Origin of the sequence: Streptomyces sp. NPDC057307 (genome assembly GCF_042667665.1) — a bacterium.
In the GTDB taxonomy this organism is placed as follows: Bacteria; Actinomycetota; Actinomycetes; order Streptomycetales; family Streptomycetaceae; genus Streptomyces.
Map to the genome: position 1 here is coordinate 53,243 of NZ_JBHUZM010000020.1, position 25,484 is coordinate 78,726.

General features: G+C 70.8%; 23 protein-coding genes and 1 pseudogene. 14 read left to right on the forward strand and 10 right to left on the reverse strand.

Features of this window, described 5'->3' with window-relative positions:
• Positions 1–92: 92 nt before the first annotated feature.
• A pseudogene (locus ACFUN8_RS10935) lies at positions 93–1,061 on the reverse strand (M28 family metallopeptidase); the annotation flags it as partial.
• A 142-nt stretch (positions 1,062–1,203) separates the two neighbouring features.
• Between ACFUN8_RS10935 and ACFUN8_RS10940 the strand changes: the two are divergent.
• Positions 1,204–1,701 carry a tyrosine protein phosphatase gene (locus ACFUN8_RS10940; RefSeq protein WP_383634429.1) on the forward strand — a complete coding sequence of 166 codons (498 nt, stop codon included), beginning with the start codon at positions 1,204–1,206 and terminating at the stop codon, positions 1,699–1,701.
• A gap of 21 nt (positions 1,702–1,722) precedes the next feature.
• Here ACFUN8_RS10940 and ACFUN8_RS10945 read toward each other — a convergent pair whose 3' ends face one another.
• Both ACFUN8_RS10945 and ACFUN8_RS10950 read right to left on the reverse strand, forming a co-directional pair.
• Entirely contained in the window at positions 1,723–2,172 is a 450-nt protein-coding gene (locus ACFUN8_RS10945) for a VOC family protein (RefSeq protein ID WP_383634431.1), read from the reverse strand.
• Between the two features lie 89 nt (positions 2,173–2,261).
• A complete protein-coding gene (locus ACFUN8_RS10950) occupies positions 2,262–2,783 on the reverse strand; it encodes a winged helix-turn-helix transcriptional regulator (RefSeq protein WP_383634433.1) in 522 nt (173 codons plus the stop codon).
• Positions 2,784–2,886: 103 nt separating this feature from the next.
• On the opposite strand from ACFUN8_RS10950, the gene ACFUN8_RS10955 reads away from it, so the two are divergent.
• On the forward strand, positions 2,887–4,341 hold the full coding sequence (locus ACFUN8_RS10955; protein ID WP_383634488.1) for an MFS transporter: 1,455 nt from the start codon (positions 2,887–2,889) through the stop codon (positions 4,339–4,341).
• Here ACFUN8_RS10955 and rarD read toward each other — a convergent pair.
• The 6 genes from rarD to ACFUN8_RS10985 all read right to left on the reverse strand — a co-directional run bounded on the left by rarD (position 4,278) and on the right by ACFUN8_RS10985 (position 12,649).
• Positions 4,278–5,375, reverse strand: a complete 1,098-nt coding sequence (gene rarD / locus ACFUN8_RS10960) for an EamA family transporter RarD (RefSeq protein WP_383634490.1) — start codon at positions 5,373–5,375, stop codon at positions 4,278–4,280. The two genes, ACFUN8_RS10955 and rarD, sit on opposite strands and share 64 nt — an antisense overlap.
• Before the next feature lie 188 nt (positions 5,376–5,563).
• Positions 5,564–6,622, reverse strand: coding sequence for a 2-oxoacid:ferredoxin oxidoreductase subunit beta (locus tag ACFUN8_RS10965; protein WP_383634435.1), 1,059 nt, complete (start codon positions 6,620–6,622; stop codon positions 5,564–5,566).
• Entirely contained in the window at positions 6,615–8,651 is a 2,037-nt protein-coding gene (locus ACFUN8_RS10970) for a 2-oxoacid:acceptor oxidoreductase subunit alpha (protein WP_383634437.1), read from the reverse strand. Before ACFUN8_RS10970 ends, ACFUN8_RS10965 begins: the two co-directional genes overlap by 8 nt.
• A 272-nt stretch (positions 8,652–8,923) precedes the next feature.
• The gene (locus ACFUN8_RS10975) at positions 8,924–9,595 is read right to left on the reverse strand and encodes a response regulator transcription factor (RefSeq protein ID WP_078075602.1); all 672 of its coding nucleotides are present in this window, start codon (positions 9,593–9,595) and stop codon (positions 8,924–8,926) included.
• Between the two features lie 284 nt (positions 9,596–9,879).
• The gene (locus tag ACFUN8_RS10980; RefSeq protein ID WP_383634439.1) at positions 9,880–11,196 is read right to left on the reverse strand and encodes a sensor histidine kinase; all 1,317 of its coding nucleotides are present in this window, start codon (positions 11,194–11,196) and stop codon (positions 9,880–9,882) included.
• Positions 11,197–11,437: 241 nt separating this feature from the next.
• Entirely contained in the window at positions 11,438–12,649 is a 1,212-nt protein-coding gene (locus ACFUN8_RS10985) for a sensor histidine kinase (RefSeq protein WP_383634441.1), read from the reverse strand.
• A gap of 270 nt (positions 12,650–12,919) precedes the next feature.
• Here ACFUN8_RS10985 and ACFUN8_RS10990 point away from each other — a divergent pair, with 270 nt between their 5' ends.
• From ACFUN8_RS10990 to ACFUN8_RS11045, 12 genes are all read left to right on the forward strand, one after another.
• Entirely contained in the window at positions 12,920–13,321 is a 402-nt protein-coding gene (locus ACFUN8_RS10990) for an NADH-quinone oxidoreductase subunit A (protein ID WP_023539403.1), read from the forward strand.
• Positions 13,312–13,938, forward strand: coding sequence for an NADH-quinone oxidoreductase subunit B (locus tag ACFUN8_RS10995; protein ID WP_383634443.1), 627 nt, complete (start codon positions 13,312–13,314; stop codon positions 13,936–13,938). The genes ACFUN8_RS10990 and ACFUN8_RS10995 overlap by 10 nt, the downstream gene beginning before the upstream one ends.
• Complete coding sequence (locus ACFUN8_RS11000; protein WP_383634445.1) at positions 13,938–14,951, forward strand: NADH-quinone oxidoreductase subunit C; 1,014 nt, start codon at positions 13,938–13,940, stop codon at positions 14,949–14,951. The genes ACFUN8_RS10995 and ACFUN8_RS11000 overlap by 1 nt, the downstream gene beginning before the upstream one ends.
• Positions 14,948–15,916: an NADH-quinone oxidoreductase subunit H gene (locus ACFUN8_RS11005; RefSeq protein WP_383634447.1), complete on the forward strand. Its 969-nt coding sequence runs from the start codon at positions 14,948–14,950 to the stop codon at positions 15,914–15,916. The genes ACFUN8_RS11000 and ACFUN8_RS11005 overlap by 4 nt, the downstream gene beginning before the upstream one ends.
• Positions 15,917–16,498 carry a NuoI/complex I 23 kDa subunit family protein gene (locus tag ACFUN8_RS11010; RefSeq protein WP_383634450.1) on the forward strand — a complete coding sequence of 194 codons (582 nt, stop codon included), beginning with the start codon at positions 15,917–15,919 and terminating at the stop codon, positions 16,496–16,498.
• Positions 16,498–17,097, forward strand: a complete 600-nt coding sequence (locus tag ACFUN8_RS11015) for an NADH-quinone oxidoreductase subunit J (protein ID WP_383634492.1) — start codon at positions 16,498–16,500, stop codon at positions 17,095–17,097. Before ACFUN8_RS11010 ends, ACFUN8_RS11015 begins: the two co-directional genes overlap by 1 nt.
• Positions 17,097–17,510, forward strand: coding sequence for an NADH-quinone oxidoreductase subunit NuoK (nuoK, locus tag ACFUN8_RS11020; RefSeq protein WP_383634452.1), 414 nt, complete (start codon positions 17,097–17,099; stop codon positions 17,508–17,510). Before ACFUN8_RS11015 ends, nuoK begins: the two co-directional genes overlap by 1 nt.
• On the forward strand, positions 17,507–19,513 hold the full coding sequence (locus ACFUN8_RS11025) for an NADH-quinone oxidoreductase subunit L (RefSeq protein WP_383634454.1): 2,007 nt from the start codon (positions 17,507–17,509) through the stop codon (positions 19,511–19,513). The genes nuoK and ACFUN8_RS11025 overlap by 4 nt, the downstream gene beginning before the upstream one ends.
• 3 nt (positions 19,514–19,516) lie before the next feature.
• The gene (locus ACFUN8_RS11030; RefSeq protein WP_383634456.1) at positions 19,517–21,115 is read left to right on the forward strand and encodes a NuoM family protein; all 1,599 of its coding nucleotides are present in this window, start codon (positions 19,517–19,519) and stop codon (positions 21,113–21,115) included.
• Positions 21,116–21,117: 2 nt separating this feature from the next.
• On the forward strand, positions 21,118–22,737 hold the full coding sequence (locus ACFUN8_RS11035; protein WP_383634494.1) for an NADH-quinone oxidoreductase subunit N: 1,620 nt from the start codon (positions 21,118–21,120) through the stop codon (positions 22,735–22,737).
• A gap of 199 nt (positions 22,738–22,936) precedes the next feature.
• Positions 22,937–23,800 (forward strand): zinc metalloprotease HtpX, encoded by an 864-nt coding sequence (gene htpX, locus ACFUN8_RS11040; RefSeq protein ID WP_383634458.1) that lies wholly within the window; start codon positions 22,937–22,939, stop codon positions 23,798–23,800.
• Positions 23,797–24,189, forward strand: coding sequence for a YccF domain-containing protein (locus ACFUN8_RS11045; RefSeq protein WP_383634460.1), 393 nt, complete (start codon positions 23,797–23,799; stop codon positions 24,187–24,189). Before htpX ends, ACFUN8_RS11045 begins: the two co-directional genes overlap by 4 nt.
• A 2-nt stretch (positions 24,190–24,191) precedes the next feature.
• On the opposite strand, the gene ACFUN8_RS11050 is transcribed toward ACFUN8_RS11045, so the two are convergent.
• The gene (locus ACFUN8_RS11050) at positions 24,192–25,457 is read right to left on the reverse strand and encodes an APC family permease (protein ID WP_383634462.1); all 1,266 of its coding nucleotides are present in this window, start codon (positions 25,455–25,457) and stop codon (positions 24,192–24,194) included.
• Between the last annotated feature and the right edge of the window lie 27 nt (positions 25,458–25,484).

Below are 25,484 nucleotides of genomic sequence, written 5' to 3' on the forward strand. Positions count from 1 at the left end.
GGCCGTGCGGTCGTGAGGTCAGCGGCTTCGGCAGATTCAGCGGCTTCAGCGGCTTCGGCGGCTGAGGACGATGCTACGAGGGGTCAGGTCCCCAGCTCCCAGATCGCGTAGGCGACGGCATCGCTGTTGCGGTTCAGCGCCGTGTCGTTGATGCTCGCCGTCGTGTCGCACGACGAGTGGTAGCAGCGGTCGAAGGCCTGTCCGGCCGTGCCGCCCCACTTCTGGACCTGGGCGCTCGTCTTCGTACGCCCGGCGCCGGTGAACAGGCCGCCGACCGGTACGCCGATGCTCATGAACGAGGCGTGGTCCGAGCGGCCGTCGCCCTCGGTCTCGATCTCCGTCGGGACGCCGAGTCCGGCGAAGTAGGTCTTGAAGGTCTGCTCGATGGTGGGGTCGTCGTCGTAGACGAAGTAACCGGCGTTCGACGAGCCGATCATGTCGAAGTTGAGATAGCCGTCGAGCTTCGCGCGCTCGGCGGTCGGCAGGTTGTTCGCGTAGTAGCGGGAGCCGACCAGGCCCAGCTCCTCCGCGCCCCACCAGCCGAACCGCAGATGCTTCGTCGGCTGCAGCCCGGCCCTGGACACCGCGAGCGCGGTCTCCAGCACGGCGGCCGAGCCGGACCCGTTGTCGTTGATCCCGGCGCCCGAGGTCACCGAGTCGAGGTGGGCTCCGGCCATCACGACCTGGTTGGGGTCGCCGCCGGGCCAGTCGGCTATCAGGTTGTAGCCGACGCGCCCACCGGAGGTGAACTGCTGTACGGAGGTGGTGAACCCGGCCGCGTCCAGCTTGCCCTTCACGTAGTTGACCGACGCCAGATAGCCGGGGCGGCCGTGGGCGCGGTTGCCGCCGTTGGCGGCGGCTATCGAGGAGAACTGGGTGAGGTGCGCCTTGACGTTGGCGAGGGATATGTCGGGGGCGGCGAGCGCCTTCGACGTCGTCGCCGTGGTGGCGGGGGCCGGTGACGCCGTCGCGGCGGGAGCGACGGACGCGAGCAGCCCGCCGATCGCGAGCGCGCTGACGAGGACGGTACGGGCGGGAACGGAGAGCGATCTGAGCTTCATGGGTGGGGGCTCCGGATTCCGTATGGGGACTGACGGAAGGTGGTGCGCATGATGCGTGCTGATGGTCAATGCACGCTTGACTCAGCGTCAAGGGCGGGAATCGGACACGCGTGTTCGACTTCCGGATACTTATGCTGCTGACATGCGACCCACGTTGTTCACCGTCGACCTGCCCGGCCCGGGACGTCTGAGCACCATGGCCAAACCTCGGGGAGCCGACTGGCTGGAGGACGAGATGCGGGGCCTGCGCGACGCGGGCGTCGATGTCCTGGTCTGCGCGCTCACAGCCGCCGAACGCGACGAGCTGGGTCTGTCCGCCGAGGAACGCGCGGCCGGGGCGGCCGGCCTGCGCTTCGTCTCCGTCCCGATCCCCGACCGCACGGCCCCACCCGACCTGGCGGCGGTCCTCCCGACGCTGCGCGAACTGGCCGCCCGACTCGCGGACGGCGCGCATGTGGTCACCCACTGCCGGGCCGGCATAGGCCGCGCTTCACTCTTGGCCGCCGCCCTGCTGATCCTGGGCGGCACCGACCAGGACACCGCGTGGGCCGCCCTTGAGCGGGCCCGCGGCCTCGCGGTCCCGGACACCCCCGAACAGCGGGAGTGGACGCTGCGCCTGCCGGCGCCGGACGCGGCCTGAGGTACCCGGGACCGGGCGTACCTACTGCACGCAGAACTCGTTGCCCTCCGGGTCCGTCATCGTCACCCACACACCCCCGGGCTCGTTCGCCTCGTACAGAGCCGTCGCGCCCAGCCCCTCCAGCCTGGCCACCTCCGCCGCGCGCCGTCCCTCCGGCGCGTGGACGTCGAGGTGGACGCGGTTCTTGCCGGCCTTCGTCTCCGGTACGCGCTGGAAGAGGATGCGTCGGCCGGCGCCCTCGCCCGTGTCCGGGTCGAACGGGTCGTCCGGATGGCGGACGGCGGTGAGATCGAGCCAGGCCCGGCGGCCGTGCGAATCGACCGTCTGCTCGATCGGTACGGCTCCGATGCCCAGCAGCCGCTCGATCAGCGGGCTGTTGTCCTCGACCTCGTAACCCAGGGCCCCGGCCCAGAAGTCGGCCTGGCTGTGCGGATCGGTCGTATCGATGACGAGTTTCCAGTGCAGGGTCATGCGACCAGTCGTAGCGCCCACCCCTCATCACGCGCGGCGAACACGCCGGTCACATCGACCACGCCGATCGCGCCGATCGCGCCGATCGGTCAGAGCGCTTCCGCCGCCTCCGCCGCGCGCCGGTCGTACTCCTCGCGAGCCGCCGCGATCTGGTTCTGGTGCTCCTCGGTCCAGACCACCAGCGCGTTGATCGTCGTGTGCAACGTCCGCCCCATCGGCGTCAGCTGATACTCCACGCGCGGCGGCACCACGGGATGCACCGTGCGTTTCACGAGGCCGTCGCGCTCCAACTGCCGCAGCGTCACCGTCAGCATGCGCTGGCTGATGCCGTCGATCTCCCGGCGCAGCTCGGTGAAGCGCAGCGTGTTCAGGTCGAGCAGGGCGATGACCAGCAGGGACCACTTGTCGCCGATCCGGTCGAGGATCTGCCGTACCTCGCAGTCCTCGCGGGTGTCCCACTGGAAGGGGTCCGCGTCTCCGTAGTCGCAGCGGGAGGCGCCGGCCGCGACGGCGAGGGAAACGGCGGCTGCGGACAACGCGGTGGCGGGCACCGCGGGGGCGGTCACGGTACCCGCGGAGTGCCTCGGTGACTTCGAAGTGCCTTCTTCCATGACACCTGATCGTGCCGCAGGATCGGGACGGTTACAAGAGGGAACTGACCCTCAGGTAAGTAACCCATCCGAGGAGACACCCATGCCATCCGCCATCCCAGCCATGTCCGCACGGGCCTGGGCGCTGCTGCTGGTCCTCTGCGGGACGATCTTCCTCGAAGGGATCGACGTGGCCATGCTGGCCGTCGCCATCCCCTCGATCCGGGCCGATCTGGACCTGTCGACCGGCACCGCCGCCTGGGTGATGAGCGCGTACATCCTCGGCTACGCCGGATTCACCCTGCTCGGCGGGCGCGCCGCCGACCTCCTCGGCCGGCGCCGGATGTTCCTGATCTGGCTGACGGTGTTCATGGTCTTCTCCAGCCTCGGCGGCTTCGCGACCGAGGGCTGGATGCTGATCGTCGCCCGCTTCATCACCGGCGTATCGGCGGCCTTCATGACTCCGGCGGCGATGTCGATCATCACCACCTCCTACGAGGAGGGGCCGCAGCGCAACCGCGCCCTGCTCGTCTTCGCGGGTACGGCCGCCGGCGGCTTCTCGCTCGGCATGGTCATCGGCGGTCTGCTGACACAACTCGGCTGGCGCTGGGTGTTCTTCGCCCCCGTGCTGCTCGCGGGCGCCCTCCTGATCGCCGCGCTCCGGCTGCTGCCGCGTACCGGCGCCGCCGCCGAGGTGCCCGAGAAGACCGCGGGCGGCTTCGACCTGCCGGGAGCCGCCGCGGCGGCGGGCGCCATGCTGCTGCTGGCCGCCGGGGTCGTACGGCTGGAGCACGGTGGTTCAGGATGGCCGCTGACGGTGGGGGCGTTCGCCGCCGGACTGCTGTTCGTCTACGTCTTCGTCGCGGTCGAACGCCGGTCGGCCGCACCGCTGGTGCGGCTCGCGATCTTCCGTCGGGCGACGATGGTCCGCGCGGATCTGGGCGCGCTGCTGTTCGTCGGCTCCTTCTTCGGCTTCCAGTTCATGGCGACGCTCTACCTCCAGGAACTGCGCGGCTGGTCCTCGCTGGAGACCTCGCTCGCGCTGGCCCTGATGGGTCTCGACGTCGTCCTCGCCCCGACCCTCACGCCGCGTCTGGTCAACCGGTTCGGCAACACACGGGTGGTGCTGGGCGGCTTCGTGGCGGCGATCGCGGCGTACGGGATGTTCCTGCCGGTCGGCGCGGACTGGTCGTTCTGGCTGATGGCTCCGACGCTGGCCCTGACCGGTGTCGCGTTCGCCCTGGCGTACGGGCCGCTGTCCATCGCGGCGACGGACGGTGTCGCGTCGCACGAGCAGGGGCTGGCGAGCGGTCTGCTGTACACGTCGTCGCAGTTCGGCTCGGCGATCGGCATCTCGGCGGTGACGGCGGTGTACGGCCTGGCGTCCACGACGGGTACCGGCGCGGCGGGGGAGTTGGGCGCCTTCCGGGCGGCGCTGGTGGTGCCGGTGGTGATGGTGCTGCTGGGACTGATGGTCACGGCGACGGGGCTACGGCCCCGAAAGCCGCGCGCTCCTCACTCGCCGGACGTGCTCGACTCCACGCGTCCGCCCACCGCCTTGATCCCGTCCGGCGACTGAGCACGGATCGCGGCTTCCGCCTCGGCTTCCGACGCCGACGCCGACGCCGACGCAGAGGCGGACGTCGGCGCCGATGCCGCCTCCGAGGCAGAGGCCGCCTCCGGCGCCGACTCGGTCGCCGCCCGCCGCAGTGCCTCCGCCGCCGCCCTGTTGCGCCGGGCCGTCCGCAGCGCGTCCCACGTCAGGATCGACAGCGCCGCCCACACCAGCGCGAAGCCGGCCCACCGCTCGGCCGGCATCGCCTCGTGGAAGTACAGAATCCCTAGCAGGAACTGGAAGACCGGGGCCAGATACTGCAACAGCCCCAGCGTCGACAGCGGCACCCGTATCGCCGCCGCCCCGAAGCAGACCAGCGGCACGGCGGTCACCACACCGGTGGCCGCCAGCAGCGCGGCGTGCCCCGCCCCCTCCGGACCGAACGTGGCGTCCCCGGAGGCCCCGAGCCAGATCAGATACCCGAGCGCGGGCACGAACAGGATCACGGTCTCGGCGGCCAGCGACTCCAGACCGCCGATGTTGACCTTCTTCTTCACCAGGCCGTACGTCGCGAACGAGAAGGCCAGCGTGAGCGAGATCCACGGCGGCTGCCCGTAGCCGATCGCCAGCACCAGTACGGCGAGCAGGCCGACGGAGACCGCCGCCCACTGGGCGGGCCGCAGCCGCTCCTTGAGGAGCAGGACGCCCATGGCGATGGTCACGAGCGGGTTGATGAAGTAGCCGAGGGACGCCTCCACGACATGACCGGTGTTCACCGACCAGATGTACAGGCCCCAGTTGACGCTGATCACGGTGGCGGCGACCACCAGCAGGCCGAGCTTGCGGGGCTGGCCCAGCAACTCCCGTACCCACGCCCAACGGCGCACCACGAGCAGCGCGATCGCGACGACGGCCAGCGACCAGACCATCCGGTGGGCCAGGATCTCGACCGCGCCGGAGGGCTTCAGCAGGGGCCAGAAGAGCGGGACCAGACCCCACATGCCGTAGGCGCCGATCCCGTACAGCAATCCGGCCCGCTGCTCGCCGTCCGACTTCACTGGCACTGGCACTGGCCCTCCCGAACCGCACACATCAGTTCGACGAAGGTAGCGCCGGGCGGGCCGGGCTGTCATGTCCGTATCGGCATACGGTCATGACAGCCCCGGGCCCATCCGGGAAAACGACGAGGCCCGGATCTCGTGGAGGACGAGATCCGGGCCCCGGCATGTACGGAGGGTCGCGGGGGTCAGCCGACGACCGTCCATGTGTCGTTGCCGGCGAGCAGCTGCGACAGGTCGCCCTTGCCGTGCTGCTCGACGGCGGTGTCGAGCTGGTCGTTCATCAGCGTGTCGTAGACCGGCCGCTGGACGCTGCGCAGCACACCGATCGGCGTGTGGTGCAGCGTGTCCGGGTCGGCGAGCCGGGAGAGCGCGAACGCCGTGGTGGGGCTGGTGGCGTGGGCGTCGTGCACCAGGATCTGGTGCTCGTTGTCCGCCGTCACCGGTACGACGACGAGATCGCCGGTCGCCGGGTCCCGTACGACGCCCTTGGAGTTGTCGGCCCCGAACCGGATCTGCTCACCGTGCTCCAGGCGGATGACCGCCTCCAGCGCGCGGTCCTTGTCCTTCAGTGCCTCGAAGGCACCGTCGTTGAAGATGTTGCAGTTCTGGTAGATCTCCACGAGCGCCGTGCCCGGGTGGTCGGCAGCCTGGCGCAGCACGCTCGTGAGGTGCTTGCGGTCGGAGTCGACGGTGCGGGCCACGAAGGACGCCTCGGCGCCGATCGCCAGCGACACCGGGTTGAAGGGCGCGTCCAGCGAGCCCATCGGCGTCGACTTGGTGATCTTGCCGACCTCGGAGGTGGGTGAGTACTGGCCCTTCGTCAGCCCGTAGATCCGGTTGTTGAACAGCAGGATCTTCAGGTTGACGTTGCGCCGCAGCGCGTGGATCAGGTGATTGCCGCCGATGGACAGCGCGTCGCCGTCACCGGTGACGACCCAGACGGACAGGTCGCGGCGCGAGGACGCGAGCCCGGTGGCGATGGCCGGCGCGCGTCCGTGGATGGAGTGCATGCCGTAGGTGTTCATGTAGTACGGGAAGCGGCTGGAGCAGCCGATCCCGGACACGAACACGATGTTCTCCTTGGCCAGCCCGAGGTCCGGCATGAAGCCCTGCACGGCGGCCAGCACGGCGTAGTCGCCGCAGCCGGGGCACCAGCGGACTTCCTGGTCGGACTTGAAGTCCTTCATGGACTGCTTGGCCTCGGCCTTGGGGACGAGGGAAAGCAGCTCGTTGACCTCAGGCATCGATGGCCTCCTTGAGAGCCGTGGCGAGCTGTTCTGCCTTGAACGGCATGCCGTTGACCTGGTTGTAGGAGTGCGCGTCGATGAGGAACTTCGCCCGCAGGAGCGTGGCGAGCTGACCCAGGTTCATCTCCGGCACCACGACCTTGTCGTAACGCTTCAGCACCTCGCCCAGATTCCGCGGGAAGGGGTTGATGTGCCGGAGGTGCGCCTGCGCGATCGGGTGGCCGTTGGTGCGCAGCCGGCGGACGGCGGCGGTGATCGGGCCGTACGTGGAGCCCCAGCCCAGCACCAGCGTGCGCGCGCCGTCCGGGTCGTCCACGACGAGGTCCGGCACCTGGATGCCGTCGATCTTGGCCTGGCGGGTGCGGACCATGAAGTCGTGGTTGGCCGGGTCGTACGAGATGTTGCCCGTGCCGTCCTGCTTCTCGATGCCGCCGATGCGGTGTTCGAGACCGGGCGTGCCGGGCACGGCCCACGGGCGGGCCAGGGTCTGCGGGTCACGCTTGTACGGCCAGAACACCTCGGTGCCGTCGGCCAGCGTGTGGTTCGGGCCCGACGCGAACTGCACGCCCAGGTCCGGCAGTTCGTCCTGCTCGGGGATCCGCCAGGGCTCGGAGCCGTTGGCGAGGTAGCCGTCGGAGAGCAGGAAGACCGGTGTGCGGTACGTGATCGCGATCCGGGCGGCCTCGATGGCCGCGTCGAAGCAGTCCGCGGGGGTCTGCGGGGCGACGATCGGCACCGGCGCCTCGCCGTTGCGGCCGTACATCGCCTGGAGCAGGTCGGCCTGTTCGGTCTTGGTCGGCAGACCCGTCGACGGCCCGCCGCGCTGGATCGCCACCACCAGCAGGGGCAGCTCCAGCGACACCGCCAGACCGATCGTCTCGGACTTCAGGGCCACACCGGGCCCGGAGGTCGTCGTCACGGCGAGGGAGCCGCCGAAGGAGGCGCCGAGCGCCGCGCCGATGGCGGCGATCTCGTCCTCGGCCTGGAAGGTGCGGACGCCGAAGTTCTTGTGGCGCGACAGCTCGTGGAGGATGTCGGACGCCGGGGTGATCGGGTACGACCCGAGGTACAGCGGCAGCTCGGCCTGGTGGGACGCGGCGATCAGCCCGTACGACAGCGCCAGATTCCCGGAGATGTTGCGGTACGTACCGGTCGGGAACGCCTTGGTGGCGGGGGCGACCTCGTAGGAGACGGCGAAGTCCTCGGTCGTCTCACCGAAGTTCCACCCCGCCCGGAACGCCGCCACGTTGGCCTCGGCGATGTTCGGCTTCTTCGCGAACTTCGTCCGCAGGAACTGCTCCGTGCCCTCGGTCGGGCGGTGGTACATCCACGACAGCAGACCCAGCGCGAACATGTTCTTCGAACGCTCGGCCTCCTTGCGGGAGAGCCCGAACTCCTTCAGCGCCTCGATCGTCAGCGTCGTCAGGGGGACGGGGTGGAGCTGGTACGCCTCCAGTGACCCGTCCTCCAGCGGCGAGGTGAGGTAGCCGACCTTCGCCATGGGGCGCTTGGTGAACTCGTCGGTGTTGACGATGATGTCGGCGCCGCGCGGCACGTCGGCGATGTTTGCCTTGAGCGCGGCCGGGTTCATCGCGACCAGCACGTTCGGCGCGTCGCCGGGAGTGAGGATGTCGTGGTCGGCGAAGTGCAGCTGGAACGAGGAGACGCCCGGCAGCGTGCCTGCGGGGGCGCGGATCTCGGCGGGGAAGTTCGGCAGCGTCGACAGGTCGTTCCCGAACGACGCCGTCTCCGAGGTGAACCGGTCACCCGTCAGCTGCATGCCGTCACCGGAGTCACCCGCGAAACGGATGATCACCCGGTCCAGACGGCGGACTTCCTTCGTGCCGACAGTGCCGACGACGCCGACCGTGCCGTCCACGCCGACCGCGCCGATGACGCCGTCCGCGCCGACCGTGTCAGGTGCGTCGGACGTGCCTGACAAGGTGCGCTGTTCGCCGACGACGGAGTCATTCGCGTCGTCAGCCTCGTCGGCCTGCTCGGCTGGGCTACTGACCTGGCTGGTCACTGAACTGGACCTCCCTCGAGGCGGCTGCTGGGGCCGACCGGCACGACCGGCACACCCAGGGGCCACCCTACGTCGGTAAGGGTCGCCTTCCCTTGACCGCTCGTATGGTGGACGTCTTTCTGAGACACCTTATTGTGGCAATTTGCCATGTTTTCTCCGCCCCCGGGCGCTCTGTGTTCGTCCCTGTCTGTGCCGATTTGAACTCAGTCTTTTGGACTAGGACCCCTAGAGCCTGCTATATGACCGCGGCGTCCGGCCCCGCCGGGACGCCGTCACGAGTTGAGATACGTCAGCACGGCCAGCACCCTGCGGTGATCTCCGTCACTCGGGGACAGGCCCAGCTTCTGGAAGATGTTGCTGACGTGCTTCTCCACCGCGCCGTCGCTCACGACCAGCTGCCTGGCGATCGCCGAATTCGTCCGGCCCTCCGCCATCAGGCCGAGCACCTCGCGCTCCCGGGGGGTCAGGCCGACCAGCACGTCCTGCTTACGGCTCCGGCCGAGCAGCTGGGCCACCACCTCCGGGTCCAGCGCGGTGCCGCCCCTCGCCACCCGTACGACCGCGTCCACGAACTCGCGGACCTCGGCCACCCGGTCCTTCAGCAGATAGCCGACCCCGCGGCTGCTGCCGGCGAGCAGTTCGGTCGCGTACTGCTCCTCCACGTACTGGGAGAGCACCAGCACACCGATCCCCGGATGGTCCTTGCGCAGCTGCACCGCCGCCCGCACCCCCTCGTCGGTGTGCGTCGGCGGCATCCGTACGTCGGCCACCACCACGTCCGGCGCCGCGCCCTCACGGGCCAGGTCGCCGACGGTCTTGATCAGTGCCTCGCCGTCCCCGACACCGGCGACCACGTCATGCCCGAGATCGGTCAGCAGCCGGGTCAGGCCCTCCCGCAGGAGCACCGAATCCTCGGCGATGACCACTCGTACCCTGTCCTCCACGACCGTGTAGCCCCCATGTCGATGTGCGTACGCGCTCCGCGTCCGCCCTGCGGTCCCAGCATCCCAGTATTCGTATCGCCGTGCGCCCACCGGCCGGGAACCGATCGAAGCGATCGAAGCGATGGACGCGACAAAAGCGCCGGACGCGCCTCCGGCGCACCGGACCAGGTCCGGTGCGCCGCAGCCGCGTACGTCTTCGAGCGTCTTCGATTGTTTCCGGGGATCGGCAGGTATCGGCGGTTGTCGGCGGTTGTCGGCGGGTGTTTTCGAGTGGCTTCGAGGCGTCACTTCCGCCAGGGCAGCTCCGCCGTCACCGTCGTCGGCCCGCCGACCGGCGAGTTCACGACCAGGATCCCGTCCACCGCGTCGAGCCGCTCCGCGAGACCGGCCAGACCGCTGCCCGACGAGGTGTTGGCGCCGCCCCGGCCGTTGTCCGCGACCTGGAGCATCAGCCGGTCCTCCATCCGCCACACGTCCACCGAGGCGCGCGTGGCCTGGGAGTGCTTGCTGACGTTCTGCAGCAGCTCCGAGACGGTGAAGTAGGCGATGCCCTCGATGGCCGCCGCCGGGCGGAACTCCAGGTCGACCTCGACCTGCACCGGCACGGTGCAGCGGGAGGCGACGGAGGAGAGCGCGGCGTCCAGGCCCCGGTCGGTGAGGACCGCCGGGTGGATGCCCCGCGCCAGGTCGCGCAGCTCCTGAAGCGCGACCTTGACCTCACCGTGCGCCTCGTCGACCATCCGCGCCGCCGCCTCCGGGTCCGCCAGCAGCTTCTCCTTCGCCAGCCCCAGATCCATGGCCAGCGCCACCAGCCGGGCCTGCGCCCCGTCGTGCAGGTCACGCTCGATACGGCGCAGGTCCGCGGCGGCGGTGTCGACCACGACGCCCCGGTCCGACTCCAGCTCGGAGACGCGCGTCGCCAGCTTGGACGGGCCGAGCAGACCGGCGACCAACAGCCGGTCCACCCCGGTCAGTCCACGGACCAGCCACGGCGAGCCGAGGACGAGGACGAGACCCACGACGCTGGTGGCGGCGATCTCGAACGGGGTGTCCACGTAGAACTCCCGGGAGCCGTCGCTGAAGACCGCGATGCCGTCCTGGTTCAGATACTCCGGGAAGACCCACTGCCACAGCGGATAGAGGAAGAGGCTCCAGCTGGTGACCACGAAGGTCACGGACGTGACGAACGAGAACAGCACCCACGGGAAGTGCAGGAAGCCGTAGAGCACATGGCGCCAGGACACCCCGCTCTTGAGGACCGCGCCGACCCACGACATCACTCCGCCCTTCTCACCCCGTACGGGCAGCGGGCTCGCGACGTCCAGATCGAGCAGCACCCGCGCCCTGGCCCGCTCGACCGCGCCCAGGGCCCGGCAGCCGACGAGCGCGGCGGCCAGCAGCGGAATGCCGAGGAAGGTCACGAGGAGCCCCGCGCTGAGCGAGAGGGTCGTCACCACGTAGACGAAGAAGAGGATGCCCATCGGAAGGTTGAGAAGGAGATAGACGAACTCCTTCGCCATGCGGGCCTCGAACGGAGCGCGCAGTGCCGGAGGAAGGGTGTGGCGCCGTGGCTCTGTCCGCGTGCCGAAATCCGTGGCCATCGTGTCGTCCGTTCTGCGAGCGGGGCGGTCGGGCTTCAAGTCGTATCTCCATGCTGATCCGCCGGCGGCGCCCGCACCATGAGGGCGGTATCCGTCTTCGCCCTGGGGTTTTCCCCACCCCCGTTGGTGCGGTTTTACGTCCCCAGGCCGGCGCCATGCCCGCTGCCATCCCCGGCGTCATCCCCGGCGGCCGGACCCCTGCGGTGCCCATGTCCGTACCGGCACCCGCCTCCGCCGCCGGTCAGGACGGCTCGCGCTCGGGCTCCCGCTCGCGCCACGGCAGTTCGGCCGTGACGATCGTCGGCCCCCCGACCGGGGAGTCCAGCACGAACAGCCCGTCGACCGCCCCCAGCCGCTCGGCCAGCCCCGCCATGCCCGTCCCGCCCTCCAGCCGCGCGCCCCCGCGCCCGTCGTCCTCGATCTGGATCAGCAGCCGGTCCTTCGTCCGCCACACCTCGACGCTGGCCATCCGCGCCCCGCTGTGTTTGCTGACGTTCTGCAGCAGCTCCGAGACGGTGAAGTAGGCGATGCCCTCGATCGCCGCCGCCGGCCGCTCGGTCAGCTCCACCTCGACCTTGACCGGGACGGTGCAGCGGGACGCCACGGACGAGAGCGCGGCGTCCAGACCCCGGTCCGTCAGTACGGCGGGGTGGATGCCCCGCGCGAGATCGCGCAGCTCCTGCAGGGCCAGCTTCACCTCGCCGTGCGCCTCGTCGACCATGCTCGCCGCCGCCTCCGGGTCCTCCAGCAGCTTCTCCTTCGCGAGACCGAGCCCCATGGCCAGCGCCACCAGCCGGGCCTGCGCCCCGTCGTGCAGATCGCGCTCGATACGGCGCAGATCGGCGGCGGCCGTGTCCACGACGACACCCCGGTCCGACTCCAGCTCCGCGATCCGGCTCTCCAACTCGTCGGACGGTGAGAGCAGCCCGCGCACCAGGGCCCGGTCGACGTTGGTCAGACCGCGCGCGATGTGGGGCAGCACCGGCCAGAGGACGAAGAGGCTCACCAGGGTGATCGCGAAGGTCAGGATTCCCCACGGCAGCCGGATGAACTCGTACAGCGTGGTCCGCCAGGCCACCGGGTCCTTCAGCCCCGTCCACAACCAGTGGAAGAACCCGTCGGTGCCGCGTGCGCGCCTCTCCCGGCGGTTCCGGCCGCGCAGCGGGCTCGGCTCGTCGATCCGGACCCCCAGCAGGGCGCGCGCCCGCGCCCGTTCGGCCTTGCCCAGCAGCCGGGCGCCGGCCAGGCCGCCGGTGAGCCAGGGCAGACCGATCACGGTGACGGACAGGGCGACACCGGTGGGCACGACGGCCACGACATAGACGAAACCGGCGATCGAGACCGGCAGATTGGCGAGGAGATGCGCGATCTCCTTCCAGGTGTGCCGGTTGAAGGCGAAACGGGGCGGCGGCGGTGGCCGGTCGTCGTCGGGGAGACTGTTGCGGACGTTCATAAGGCCCTAGCCTGCACGGCCACGGGGGCCCACGCCATGGGGTGGCTGGGGGAGCCGGGGTGGGGATAACCCCACCATCCCGCCATGCCCCCGGAAACGCCGTGCGACCAGCGGCTGAACCCGTCGGCGCGGGAACTGGTCATGACCGCGCCATGACTGATGCGCGACCGACTGCTTACGGTCCCTTTAGCAGGGCCTAGACTCCCGTCCGTACGAATCACAGACCACACGGATCACTGACGGATCACCGAACGGCGGAGCGAGGAGCGGGTGACGGACGTGCCGGAACCGACCGTTCTCGCGTCGGAGTACTTCCAGAGCTACTCGGTGGTCGGACTGCTCGCGGTCGTCGGCGTGCTCTTCGTCGCCGTGGCCTTCGGGGCGGGCCGACTGCTGCGGCCGGTCGTACCGACGCCCGAGAAACTGCTTACGTACGAATGCGGCGTCGACCCGGTGGGCGAGGGCTGGGCGCACACCCAGGTCCGCTACTACGTCTACGCCTTCCTGTACGTCATCTTCGCCGTCGACTCGATCTTCCTCTTCCCGTGGGCGACGGTCTTCGCGGCGCCGGGATACGGCGCGACGACGCTCGTCGAGATGTTCATCTTCCTCGGCTTCCTGGCCGTAGGACTGCTCTACGCATGGAAGAAGGGCGTCCTGGAATGGACGTGACCCCCGCCGCTCCCGCTGCCGCCGCCCCTCCCGCCGCACCGGTCGAGCTGCCGAACCCGCAACGTCTGGGCGTGCTCTCCCGCCTGGCACCCCAGCCGATGAAGGTGGTCCTCAACTGGGGCCGCCGCTACAGCCTCTGGGTCTTCAACTTCGGACTCGCCTGCTGCGCCATCGAGTTCATCGCCGCGTCGATGGCCCGGCACGACTTCATCCGGCTCGGCGTCATCCCCCTCGCACCGGGCCCGCGCCAGGCCGACCTGATGGTCGTGTCCGGCACGGTGACGGACAAGATGGCCCCGGCGGTGAAGCGGCTGTTCGAGCAGATGCCCGAGCCGAAGTACGTGATCTCCTTCGGCGCCTGCTCCAACTGCGGTGGCCCGTACTGGGACTCGTACTCCGTCACCAAGGGCGTCGACCAGATCATCCCGGTCGACGTCTACGTACCGGGGTGCCCGCCGCGTCCCGAGGCGCTGCTCCAGGGGATCCTCAAGCTCCAGGAGAAGATCTCCCGCGAGTCGCTGGGGGAGCGTTACGGCTCCGAGGGCCACCGGCCCAGCACGGCCGCGCTGCGCAGCGGACTGGTCGCGGCGCCGCCGACGCCGGGGGAGAGCGCCTGATGCCCGCCGACGCCGGGGGCCTGATGCCCGACGCCGGGGGAGGGCGTGTGACGCCCGCCGACGCGTACGACAGCCTGCCGGACGGCGTCGCCGAGATCTTCGGCGCGGATGCCACGGCGGAGCGCGCGTACGACCTCCTGACGGTCGACGTCCCCGCCGCCTCCTGGCTGACCGCCCTCGAAACCGCCCGTGACGCGCTGGGGTGCACGTACTTCGACTGGCTGAGCGCCGTCGACGAACCCGGCACCGGTTTCCGGGTCGGCGCGCATGTCGCGTCGGTCGAACCCCGTGCCGTACGGCGCCTGTTGGTCCGTACGACCGTCCCGCACGACACCCCCGAACTGCCCACGGCCCTCGGGGTCTACGCGGGCGCGGGCTGGCACGAGCGTGAGACGTACGAGATGTTCGGCATCTCCTTCACCGACCACCCCAACCTGGTGCACCTGTTGCTGCCCGAGACCTTCGAGGGCCACCCGCTGCGCAAGGACTTCGTCCTGGCGGCCCGGGTCGCGAAGGCGTGGCCGGGCGCGAAGGAGCCCGGCGAGTCCGCACCGGGCCACGCGGGCCCCAAGCGCCGCCAGATGCTCCCCCCGGGCGTACCGGACCCGAACGAGTGGGGTCCCCTCAAGGGCCAACTCCCCCCGGCCCCGGCCCGTACGCCCCGCACCCCGCGTGCGGCGGCGGCGGGAGACCGTCCGGTCCGGCGCGCCCGCAGCGTCTCGGAGGGCTCCACGAGCCAGCAGCCCGACGCACCAGCCACGGAGCCCGCAGCGCCAACGGCGCCCGCGCCGCCCACGCCGAATGCCGCCCCGGCCCCCTGGCACGACCCGCGCCCGGCGTTCGACGCCCCGTCACCGAAGCCGGAACCGGAGTCGCCGTCGGCGCCGGAGTCCGGAGCGGCGCCGGAGGCCGAGCCAGGCGGCAGCGACACCGGCGACCGTGACACCGGCGACCGTGACACCGCCGAGAACGGCTCCGCTCCCGACCCCGACCGCCCCGGAGGAGACGCGTGAACGACGTGCTCGACGTCGCCATTCGGCTGCTCATTGTCTTCGCCGCCTTCCTCGTTCTCCCCCTCGTCGTCGGGCAGACCGAGCACAAGGTCATGGCCCACATGCAGGGCCGCCTCGGGCCCATGTACGTCGGCGGTTTCCACGGATGGGCCCAACTCGTCGCCGACGGCGTGAAGTTCGCCCAGAAGGAAGACATCGTCCCGGCCGCCGCCGACCGCCGGATCTTCCAACTCGCCCCGGCCGTCGCCCTGCTGCCCTACCTCCTCGTACTCGTCGCGATCCCGATCGGCCCCCAGGAGGGCGCGGTCGGCGAGGTCGTGGACGCGGGGATCTTCTTCGTGCTCGCCGTGATGGGCGTCGGTGTCCTCGGGTCGCTCATGGCCGGCTGGGCGTCGGCCAACAAGTTCTCCCTGCTCGGCGGCCTCCGCACCGCCGCCCAGCTCCTCGCGTACGAACTGCCCATGCTGCTCACGGCCGCCTCCGTCGCGATGGCGGCCGGCACCGTCTCCCTCCCCGGCATCCTCGACGCCTTCGAGTGGTGGTGGGTGCCCTGGCAGATCGTCGGCGCGCTCGTCTTCTTCATCGCCGGCCTCGCCGAACTCCAGCGCCCTCCCTTCGACATGCCGGTCGCCGACTCCGAGATCATCTTCGGCGCGTACACCGAGTACACCGGTCTGCGGTTCGCGCTGTTCCTGCTCGCCGAGTACGCGGGCATCGTCGTCCTGTGCGGACTGACCACCGTCCTGTTCCTCGGCGGCTGGCACGGCCCGTTCGGCGGCGACGACCTCGGCTGGCTCTGGACGCTCCTCAAGACGTTCCTTCTCGCCTTCGTCGTCATCTGGCTGCGCGTCAGCTATCCCCGGCTCCGCGAGGACCAGCTCCAGAAGCTCGCCTGGACCGTCCTCATCCCGCTCGCCCTCGCCCAGATCGCCCTCACCGGCATCGTCAAGGTGGTGATCCAGTAAGTGCCTCCGATCCCCGGTAGCGGCCTGGCCAAGGGGCTGGCCGTCACCCTTCGTACGATGACCAGGAAGACCGTCACCGCGCGGTACCCGGACACCCAGCCCGAACTCCCGCCCCGCAGCCGCGGTGTGATCGGCCTGTTCGAGGAGAACTGCACGGTCTGCATGCTCTGCGCCCGTGAGTGCCCCGACTGGTGCATCTACATCGACTCCCACAAGGAGACGCTGCCCGCCACGGCCCCCGGCGGGCGCGAGCGCAGCCGGAACGTCCTCGACCGGTTCGCCATCGACTTCTCGCTCTGCATGTACTGCGGTATCTGCATCGAGGTCTGCCCCTTCGACGCGCTCTTCTGGTCACCGGAGTTCGAGTACGCGGAGACCGACATCCTGGAACTCACCCACGAGCGGGACAAACTCCGCGACTGGATGTGGACCGTGCCGGCCCCGCCCGCCCTCGACCCGGGCGCCGAGGAGCCGAAGGAGATCGCCGCCGCCCGCAAGACGGCCGACAAACTGGCCGCGGCGGAAGCGGCGGAGGCCGCCGCGCCCACGGCGACCACCCAGGAGCGGGAGGACGGCGAGTGATCGCTCTCGCGGCGGCGCCCCTCACGGCGACCCCTCTCGCGGCGGCCCACCCCGGCTTCCTGTCCCCGACCGGTGTCGAGATCGCCTTTCTCCTCGTCGGCCTCGTCACCTTCGGCGCGGCCGTCATCACCGTCACGACCAAGCAACTCGTGCACGCCGCCCTGTGGCTCGTCGTCGCGCTCGGCGGCCTGGCCGTCGAATACCTGCTGCTGACGGCCGAGTTCATCGCCTGGGTGCAGGTCCTGATCTATGTCGGCTCCGTCGTCGTCCTCCTTCTGTTCGGGCTGATGCTCACGAAGGCGCCCATCGGCCGTTCCCCCGACGCGGATTCGGAGAACCGGTGGATCGCGCTCGCGGTGGCCCTCACCGCCGCCGTCGCACTGGTGTGGGTCGTCGTCGACGCGTTCCGCACGACCTGGATCGAACTCGACGGACCCGCCCAGGGATCCACCGAGGTCTCCGGCCAGTTCCTCTTCCGGCACTGGGTCCTGCCCTTCGAAGCACTCTCCGTCCTGCTGCTCGCCGCGCTCATCGGCGCGATCGTCCTGTCCCGCAAGAGCGACGCCCCCGGCAGCCCCCGTGGGAAGGAGCAGCGCTGATGCATCTCGCCTATCCCGCCGTGCTCGCGGCGCTGCTGTTCTGCACCGGTCTGTACGGGGTGCTCGCCCGCCGCAACGCGATCCTCGTCCTCATGTCCGTCGAGCTGATGCTCAACGCCGTCAATCTCAACCTCGTCGCCTTCGACGTCTGGCTGCGCGACACCCTGCACGCAGGCCAGGCCCTCACCCTCTTCGTGATCGCCATCGCCGCCGCCGAGATCGGCATCGGCCTGGCGATCGTGCTGATGGTCTACCGCAACCGCGGCACCTCGGACGTCGACCGGCTCCGCGACAGCGTCGAGAGCGACGCGACCGACGAGGCCGCGGCCGAGTCCGCCCAACAGGCCCAAGCCCAGGCACAGGCCGAAGCCGGAGCCGCCGCCCGGGCAAAGAAGGCTGAGGCCACCGCGTGACCACGACCACCCTCGCCGTCCTCGTCCCCCTCCTGCCGTTCCTCGGCGCGGTCGCCGGACTGCTCCTCGGCCGTACGGCACCGGGATTCGTCCGGCCCCTGGCCGTGCTGCCGCCGCTCACCGCCGCCGTACTCGCCGTGATCGTCGCCGTACGCCAGAGCAACGGGCACGGCGGCACCCGCGCACCGATCGACGCCGCGACCCAGCTCACCCCGACCGGCTCGGTCCCGATCGATCTCGCCCTGCACATCGACGGCTTCGCCGCCCTCGTCGCGATCCTCGTCGGCGTCGTGGCGACCTGCGTGCAGATCTACTCGACGGGCTATCTGCGCGACGACCCGCGCTACCCCTCGTACGCCGCCCTCGTCTCCCTCTTCACCTCCGCGATGCTGCTCGTCGTCTACTCCGGCGACCTGATGGTGCTCCTGGTCGGCTGGGAGATCATGGGCATCTGCTCGTACTTCCTCGTCGGCCACTACTGGGAGACCCCCGAGGCGCGCGCCGCCTCCCTGAAGGCGTTCCTGGTCACCAAGCTCGGTGATGTCCCCTTCCTGCTCGGTCTGTTCGCGCTCGCCGTCGACACCGGTACGTTCCGGATCACCGGCGTCCTGCAGTCCGTCGCGGACGACGGGCTCGACCACCCCACCCTGATCGCGCTGCTGCTGATCGCCGGTGTCGCGGGCAAGTCGGCCCAATTCCCGCTGCACACCTGGCTGCCCGACGCGATGGCCGGCCCCACCCCCGTCTCCGCGCTGATCCACGCGGCGACGATGGTCGCCGCCGGTATCTACTTCGTGGCCCGTCTCCTCCCCGTCTTCGCGGCCTCGTCGGTCGCCCTCGCCGTGCTCGCCGTGATGGCCGCGATCACCATGGTCGGTTCGGCGCTCGCCGCCCTCGCGCAGGACGACATCAAACGTGTCCTCGCCTACTCGACCATCGGCCAACTCGGCTACATGTCGGGCGCGCTGGCCGTGGGCGACCGGGGCGCGGCCGTCTTCCACCTCATCTCGCACGGCGCCTTCAAGGCGCTTCTCTTCCTCGGCGCCGGCGTGATCATCCACGCCGCCGGCACCAACTCGCTCGCCGCCATGTCCCGGATGGGCGGCCTCGCCAAACGCGTCCCCGACGCCTACTGGACGATGACGATCGCACTCCTCGCGCTCGCCGCCATCCCGCCGTTCGCCGGCTTCTTCTCCAAGGAAGCCGTCCTCGTCGCCGCCGAACACACCGCTCTCGGCGAGTCCGACATCGCCCCCGACATCGCCGGCTGGACCGTGCTCGTCGCCGGTCTGCTCACCGCCCTCCTCACCGCCGCCTACGCGACGCGCCTGTGGCTCCTCGCCTTCCGCGGCCGGGGCGCCGAAGCGGCCGACCACGGCAGGCAGCCCCTGTCCATGAATGCCGTCCTGTGGGTACTCGCCGTCCCCTCGCTCGCCTTCGGTCTGACCGTCGGACTCATCGCCCCCTGGGTGGACGCGGAGAGCCTGACCCCGACGGTCACCACCTCCGTACTCGGCACGGGAGTCGCGCTCGTCGGCGGACTGATCACCTACGGCGCCTGGACCCACACCACCGCGCTCACCGCCCGCACCCCCATGGGCGCCGTCGCCGCGCACCCCGACGCCGAGCCCGCACTCTCCGAGGCGGAGGCCATCACCAGCCACACCCCCGCCTACGGCGACATCGCCTCGGCCCCCGACCCCGCGGACCCCGGCCGGCTCCTGCTCGGCAGGCTCCACCCGCACGCCGCGGCCGGCTTCCACCTGGACGCCGTCTACCGAGTCCTCTTCCAACGCCCGGTCCAGGGCGCGGCCCGGCTGGTCCGCTTCCTCGACCGCGAGGTCGTCGACACCTACGTACGCGGAGCGGGCACCGGCACCCGCTGGCTCGGCACCGCCGTACGCGGCGCGCAGACCGGCAATGTGCAGACCTACCTGGGCGCCCTGCTCGCCGGAACGGTCGTCCTGGCGATCGCCGCCGTACTCGTCGCCGCCGGAGCGTGAGCCGTGATCGATATCAGCCCGTCCGTGATGCAGTTCCTTCTCGCGTTCATCGTCGCCGCCCCCCTCCTGGGCGCCGTCGCGGCGCTGCTCCCCGCCCCGCCGGGGCTCCGGGGCACCGGCCCCGACCAGGCCGTACTACGCCACGGCGTGACCGTGACCGGCGCGATCCTCATCGCCGCGATCGTCCTCGCGCTCGGCTTCGACCACGACCAGCCGTCGAGGATGCAGGCCACGACGGACATCAGCTGGATCGCCGCACTCGACGTGCGGATCCACCTCGGCGTCGACGGCATCTCTCTCCCCCTTCTGGTCCTGACCGCGCTGCTGACCTTCCTCTGCGCGCTCTACAGCTACTTCAAGCCCCCGACGGGCCCCTCCCCGAGGGCCTTCGTCGCCCTGCTGCTCGTCCTCGAATCCGGCACCCTCGCCACCTTCGCCGTCCTCGACCTGCTGCTCTTCTTCCTGGCCTTCGAGATGGTGCTCATCCCGATGTACTTCCTCATCGCCCGCTGGGGCGGTGCCGAACGGCAGGCCGCCGCCTGGAAGTTCATCCTCTACATGCTGCTCGGATCCGTGGTCATGCTGCTCGGCCTGCTGCTCGTCGGGCTGCACGCGGGCACATTCGACATGGTGGCACTCGCCACTGACAACGGCCGTGGACTGAGCACATCCGTGCAGGTCACCGCCGTTCTGGCGATCGGGATCGGGCTCGCGGTCAAGACCCCGATGTGGCCGCTGCACAGCTGGCTCCCGGACGCCCACACCGCCGCCCCGACCGTCGGATCGGTCCTCCTCGCCGGCGTCATGCTCAAGATGGGTACGTACGGGTTCGTCCGTATCGTCCTGCCGGTCGCACCCGACGGGATGCGGACCTTCGCGCCGTACCTCGCCGCGTTGGCCGTCGTCGGCATCATCTACGGCTCCCTGGCCTGCCTCGCCCTCGCCCGGCAGGGCGCGGGCGGCGACCTCAAGCGCCTCATCGCGTACTCCTCCGTCGGCCACATGGGCTTCGTGCTGCTCGGCATCGCGTCCATGACCCCCACCGGCGTCAACGGCGCGCTGTTCGCGAACGTCGCCCACGGCCTCATCACCGGCCTACTGTTCTTCCTGGTCGGAGCGCTCAAGGACCGTTACGGCACCGCCGACCTCGACACCCTCGCCGGGGCCACCGGCGCCGCGCTGTACGGCCGCGCACCTCGCCTCGGCGGCCTGCTCGCCTTCGCCGCCGTCGCCTCGCTCGGCCTGCCCGGCCTCGCCGGATTCTGGGGCGAGATGCTCGCGATGTTCGGCGCCTTCGACCCCGCGCCCGGCCTCAGCCGCCCCGCCTTCGTCACCTTCACGGCGATCGCCTGCTTCGGCACGCTGCTCACCGCCGCGTATCTGCTGATCGTGGTCCGCCGCGTCTGCATGGGCGCGACCCACCGGCCCGCGGGAGCCGAGGGAACGGGCCCGGCACCCGAACTCGCCGACGTCCAGGGCTACGAACTCGCCGCCTGGACCCCGCTCGTCGCCCTCACCGTCCTCGCCGGACTCTGGCCCGCCGTCCTCCTCGGCCTCACCGACCCGGCCGTGCAGAAGCTTCTCGCAGGAGGCAAGTCGTGATCGTGGCCGCTGCCCAGGGCGCCGCCGACAGCGCCGCCAGCCTCGTCCAGTCCGTCGACTGGCTCGCCATCGCGCCCCCGGCCCTCACCGCCGCCGTCGCGCTGATCGTCCTGGTCGCCGACCTCTTCGTCCCACAACGCCGCAAGCCGCTCCTCGGCGCCCTCTCCGTCGCCGGCCTCGTCGCCGCGCTCCTCCTGCTCATCCCGCTCCGCGCCGGCGACCGGTCCACCTTCTGCCTGACGGCCGACGCCGACGTGTGCAGCTACACCGTCGACCACTTCACACTCGTCATCCAGCTCCTGGTGCTCGGCGGCGCGCTGCTCACCGCGCTGCTCTCCGTCACCGAACTCAGCGGCGGCACGAGCGACGGCGCAAGGCGTGGGCAGCTCCCGCCGGGCGAATTCTGGTTCCTGCTGCTCTCCTCGGCGGCCGGCGCCGCCCTCCTGCCCGCCGCCCGCGACCTCGCGACCCTCGTCGTCGCCCTCGAAGTCGCCACCCTCCCCGCCTTCGCGCTGGTCGGCCTCAAGCGCGGCGACCGCCTCTCCTCCGAGGCGGCCCTGAAGTTCTTCCTCTCCTCGGTGACGGCCACCGCCGTCATGCTGCTGGGCGTCAGCTTCGTGTACGCCACCACCGGCACCCTGCATCTCACCGAGATCGCCGGTCGGCTCGACGACGTCCCCGGAAAGTTCGAGACCCTCGCGTCGGCGGGCGTCGCCCTGACCCTCGTCGGCTTCGCCTTCAAGGCCGCCGCCGCGCCCTTCCACTTCTGGGTCCCCGACACCTACGTCGGCGCGCCGCTGCCCATCGCCGCGTACCTCTCCGTCGTCGGCAAGGCCGTCGGATTCTCCGGCCTCGTCCTGGTGACGGTCATCGCCTTCCCGAGCCACTCCGACGTCTGGGGCCCGGCCGTGGCCGTGCTCGCCGCGCTCACCATGACCGTCGGCAACGTCGCGGCGCTCCGCCAGTCGGCCACGCGCGCGTGGAGCGCGGTACGCCTCCTCGCGTGGTCGTCCGTCGCCCAGGCCGGCTATCTGCTGGTGCCGATCGCGGCGGCGGCGTACGCCGGCGCGGACCAGATCGGCTCCACCGTCGCGTACGCCCTGATGTACGCCGTCGTGAACCTCGGCGCCTTCGCCGTCGCCGCCCTGGTCGCCCGTACGAAGCCCCTGAACCGCCTCTCGGACTACCGCGCCCTCGCCTCCGAGCGCCCGCTCGTCGCGCTCGCCATGGGCTTCTTCCTGCTCTGCCTCGCGGGACTGCCGCCCGGCATCGTCGGCCTTTTCGCGAAGGTCACCGTCTTCTCCTCGGCCGTGGACGCGGGGCTCGGCTGGCTGGCCGTGGTGATGGCCGTCAACGTCGTCATCGCGCTCTTCTACTACCTCCAGTGGACGGCGGACCTCTTCCGCGCCCCGGAGACGGCACAGACCCCGCAGACGGCACAGACCCCGGACGCGGCACAGATCCCGGCCACCGAGCCGTCCCTCCAGCCCGTCGGCACCCTCGCCGTCCACCGCGCCCCGGCCCCGGTGCTCGCCGCGATCGGCCTCACCGCCGCCGCCGGTGTCGCCCTGTCGGGAGCACCCCAGCTGGTCCTCCGCTTCGCCGCCGAAAGTCTCTTCTGAGGCCCGCGCCGCCCCCTGGCCCCACCCCACCCGTCCCTCCGTCCGCGCCCGCCGCCACCCGTACGGCGTAGACCCCCGCGCGGGCGCGCCAGGGAACCCGTGACCCTCGCCTGGCGTTGACCAGTGAGGAAGGGTCCACTGGAGAGTGGAGCGACATCACGTAGAGGGTTCCCCTGCCGCACGATTTGGAGGGCGTTCCGTGCACCGCCGGCACAACGGGTTGAGGACCGCCGCACTCCTCGGGGGACTGTCCGCACTCATCATCGTCATCGGCAGCGTCTTCGGCCGGACGGGGCTGATCGTCGCGGTCGTCGTCGCGCTCGGCACGAACGCGTACGCGTACTGGAACAGCGACAGGCTCGCCCTGCGCGCCATGCGCGCGCGCCCGGTCAGCGAGTTCGAGGCGCCGGAGCTGTACCGCATCGTCCGCGAGCTGTCGACGACCGCGCGCCAGCCGATGCCCCGGCTCTACATCTCGCCGACCCAGGCCCCCAACGCGTTCGCCACGGGCCGCAACCCCCGCAACGCGGCCGTCTGTTGTACGGACGGGATCCTGCAGATCCTGAACGAGCAGGAGCTGCGCGGCGTCCTCGGCCATGAGCTGAGCCATGTCTACAACCGCGACATCCTCATCTCCTCGGTCGCCGGCGCCCTCGCCTCGGTCGTCATGTTCCTCGTGAACTTCGCCTGGCTCATCCCCATCGGCCGCTCGGACGACGACGAGGGCCCGGGCATCGTGGGCATGCTGCTGGTGATGCTCCTCGGCCCGCTGGCCGCCTCGGTGATCCAGCTCGCCGTGAGCCGTTCCCGGGAGTACGAGGCGGACGCGTCCGGCGCCCAGCTCACCGGCGACCCACTGGCCCTCGCGAGCGCCCTGCGCAAGCTCGAAGCCGGTACGAAGCAGCTACCGCTGCCGCCCGAGCCCCGGATCGAGACAGCGAGTCATCTGATGATCGCTAACCCGTTCCGGCCTGGGCAGGGTGTATCGAGACTGTTCTCCACGCATCCGCCGATGGCGGAGCGCATCGCCCGACTCGAGCAGATGGCAGGTGGCCGTCCATGAAGACAATCCTCAACATCATCTGGCTGTTCCTGAGCGGCTTCTGGCTGTTCCTCGGTTACATGTTCGCCGGACTGCTCCTGTGCATCACCGTCATCGGCATCCCCTTCGGGGTGGCCGCGTTCCGGATCGCCCGTTACGCGCTGTGGCCGTTCGGCTATACGACGGTGGAGCGCCGCGACGCGGGATCACCCTCGTTCGTCGCCAACGTGCTGTGGCTGGTCCTGGCCGGCTGGTGGCTCGCCCTCGGCCATATCTTCACCGGTATCGCGCTCTGCGTGACGATCATCGGCATCCCGCTGGGCATCGCCAACTTCAAGCTGATCCCGGTCTCGCTGCTGCCCTTCGGCCGCGACATCGTCCGTACGGACGAGGCGTTCGCGGGCTGGTGACCTCAGCGGCGTCGTACGGCGTACACGGCCGCTCCCAGCAGCAGCACGGCCGCCCCGGCCACGACGGACGGGGCGGGCAGCGCGAGGGCCAGCACGACACAGCCCACGAGCCCGACCGCCGCCCGTACGCGCACCCGGAACCGTACGCCCGCCCCGTCCGAACCGAGCGTCCACGCGGAGGCGTTGGCGATCGCGTAGTACGCCAGCACCCCGAACGACGAGAAGCCGATCGCCCCGCGCACGTCCACGGTCGCCGCCAGCACGGCCACGACCGCGCCCACCGCCACCTCCGCGTGGTGCGGCACCTGAAAGCGGGGATGCACGGCGGCCAGCCCGCGCGGCAGGTGCCCGTCCCGCGCCATCGCCAGCGTCGTACGGGAGACCCCGAGGATCAGGGCCAGCAGTGCCCCCAGTGCCGCGGCGGCGGCCCCGACACGCACCACGGGCACCAGCCAGGACGCCCCGGCGGCCCGTACGGCATCGGCCAGGGGAGCCGCTGAGCGCCCCAACTCCCCGGCGCCGAGGACCGAGAGCACCGCCACCGCCACGCACGCGTACACGGCCAGCACGAGGCCGAGGGCCAGGGGGACGGCGCGCGGGATCGTACGGGCCGGGTCACGCACCTCCTCGCCGAGCGTGGTGATGCGGGCGTACCCGGCGAAGGCGAAGAAGAGCAGCCCGGCGGCCTGCGACACCCCCCGCGCGGTCCCCTGGACCGAACCCGGGTCCGCCTCCGTACCGAGGCCGAGGCCGAGCCGCCCCGCGTCGGCCGCGTCCGAGCTGAGCGACACCACCACGACGGCGGCGAGGACGCCCAGCACCACGGCCACGATCACCCGCGTCAGCGTCGCCGACTTCCGCACGCCCCCGTAGTTCACGGCGGTCAGGACCACCACCGCGGCGACCGCCACCGCGTGCGCCTGCCCCGGCCACACGTACGTCCCGACCGTCAGCGCCATCGCCGCGCACGAGGCGGTCTTGCCGACCACGAACGCCCAGCCCGCCAGCCAGCCCCAGAACGGCCCCAGGCGCTCCCGGCCGTACACGTATGTCCCGCCCGAGGCCGGGTAGTGGACCGCCAGCCGGGCCGACGACATCGCGTTGCAGTACGCCACCAGGGCGGCCACCGCCAGCCCCCACAGCAGGCCGGTCCCGGCCGCCCCGGCCGCCGGCCCGAGCGCGACGAAGACCCCGGCCCCGAGCATCGCCCCCAGCCCGACGACCACGGCATCGAAGACGCCCAGCGTGCGACGCAGCTGCTGTTTCATACGCCGCACGCTACCGATCTCCGCAAC

Coding starts and splice junctions, on each gene's coding strand:
- ACFUN8_RS10940 (WP_383634429.1), top strand. CDS start 1,204: ATGCGACCCACGTTGTTCACCGTCGACCTGCCCGGCCCGGGACGTCTG.
- ACFUN8_RS10945 (WP_383634431.1), bottom strand. CDS start 2,172: ATGACCCTGCACTGGAAACTCGTCATCGATACGACCGATCCGCACAGC.
- ACFUN8_RS10950 (WP_383634433.1), bottom strand. CDS start 2,783: ATGGAAGAAGGCACTTCGAAGTCACCGAGGCACTCCGCGGGTACCGTG.
- ACFUN8_RS10955 (WP_383634488.1), top strand. CDS start 2,887: ATGTCCGCACGGGCCTGGGCGCTGCTGCTGGTCCTCTGCGGGACGATC.
- ACFUN8_RS10965 (WP_383634435.1), bottom strand. CDS start 6,622: ATGCCTGAGGTCAACGAGCTGCTTTCCCTCGTCCCCAAGGCCGAGGCC.
- ACFUN8_RS10980 (WP_383634439.1), bottom strand. CDS start 11,196: ATGGCCACGGATTTCGGCACGCGGACAGAGCCACGGCGCCACACCCTT.
- ACFUN8_RS10985 (WP_383634441.1), bottom strand. CDS start 12,649: ATGAACGTCCGCAACAGTCTCCCCGACGACGACCGGCCACCGCCGCCG.
- ACFUN8_RS10995 (WP_383634443.1), top strand. CDS start 13,312: ATGGACGTGACCCCCGCCGCTCCCGCTGCCGCCGCCCCTCCCGCCGCA.
- ACFUN8_RS11000 (WP_383634445.1), top strand. CDS start 13,938: ATGCCCGCCGACGCCGGGGGCCTGATGCCCGACGCCGGGGGAGGGCGT.
- nuoK (WP_383634452.1), top strand. CDS start 17,097: ATGCATCTCGCCTATCCCGCCGTGCTCGCGGCGCTGCTGTTCTGCACC.
- ACFUN8_RS11045 (WP_383634460.1), top strand. CDS start 23,797: ATGAAGACAATCCTCAACATCATCTGGCTGTTCCTGAGCGGCTTCTGG.
- ACFUN8_RS11050 (WP_383634462.1), bottom strand. CDS start 25,457: ATGAAACAGCAGCTGCGTCGCACGCTGGGCGTCTTCGATGCCGTGGTC.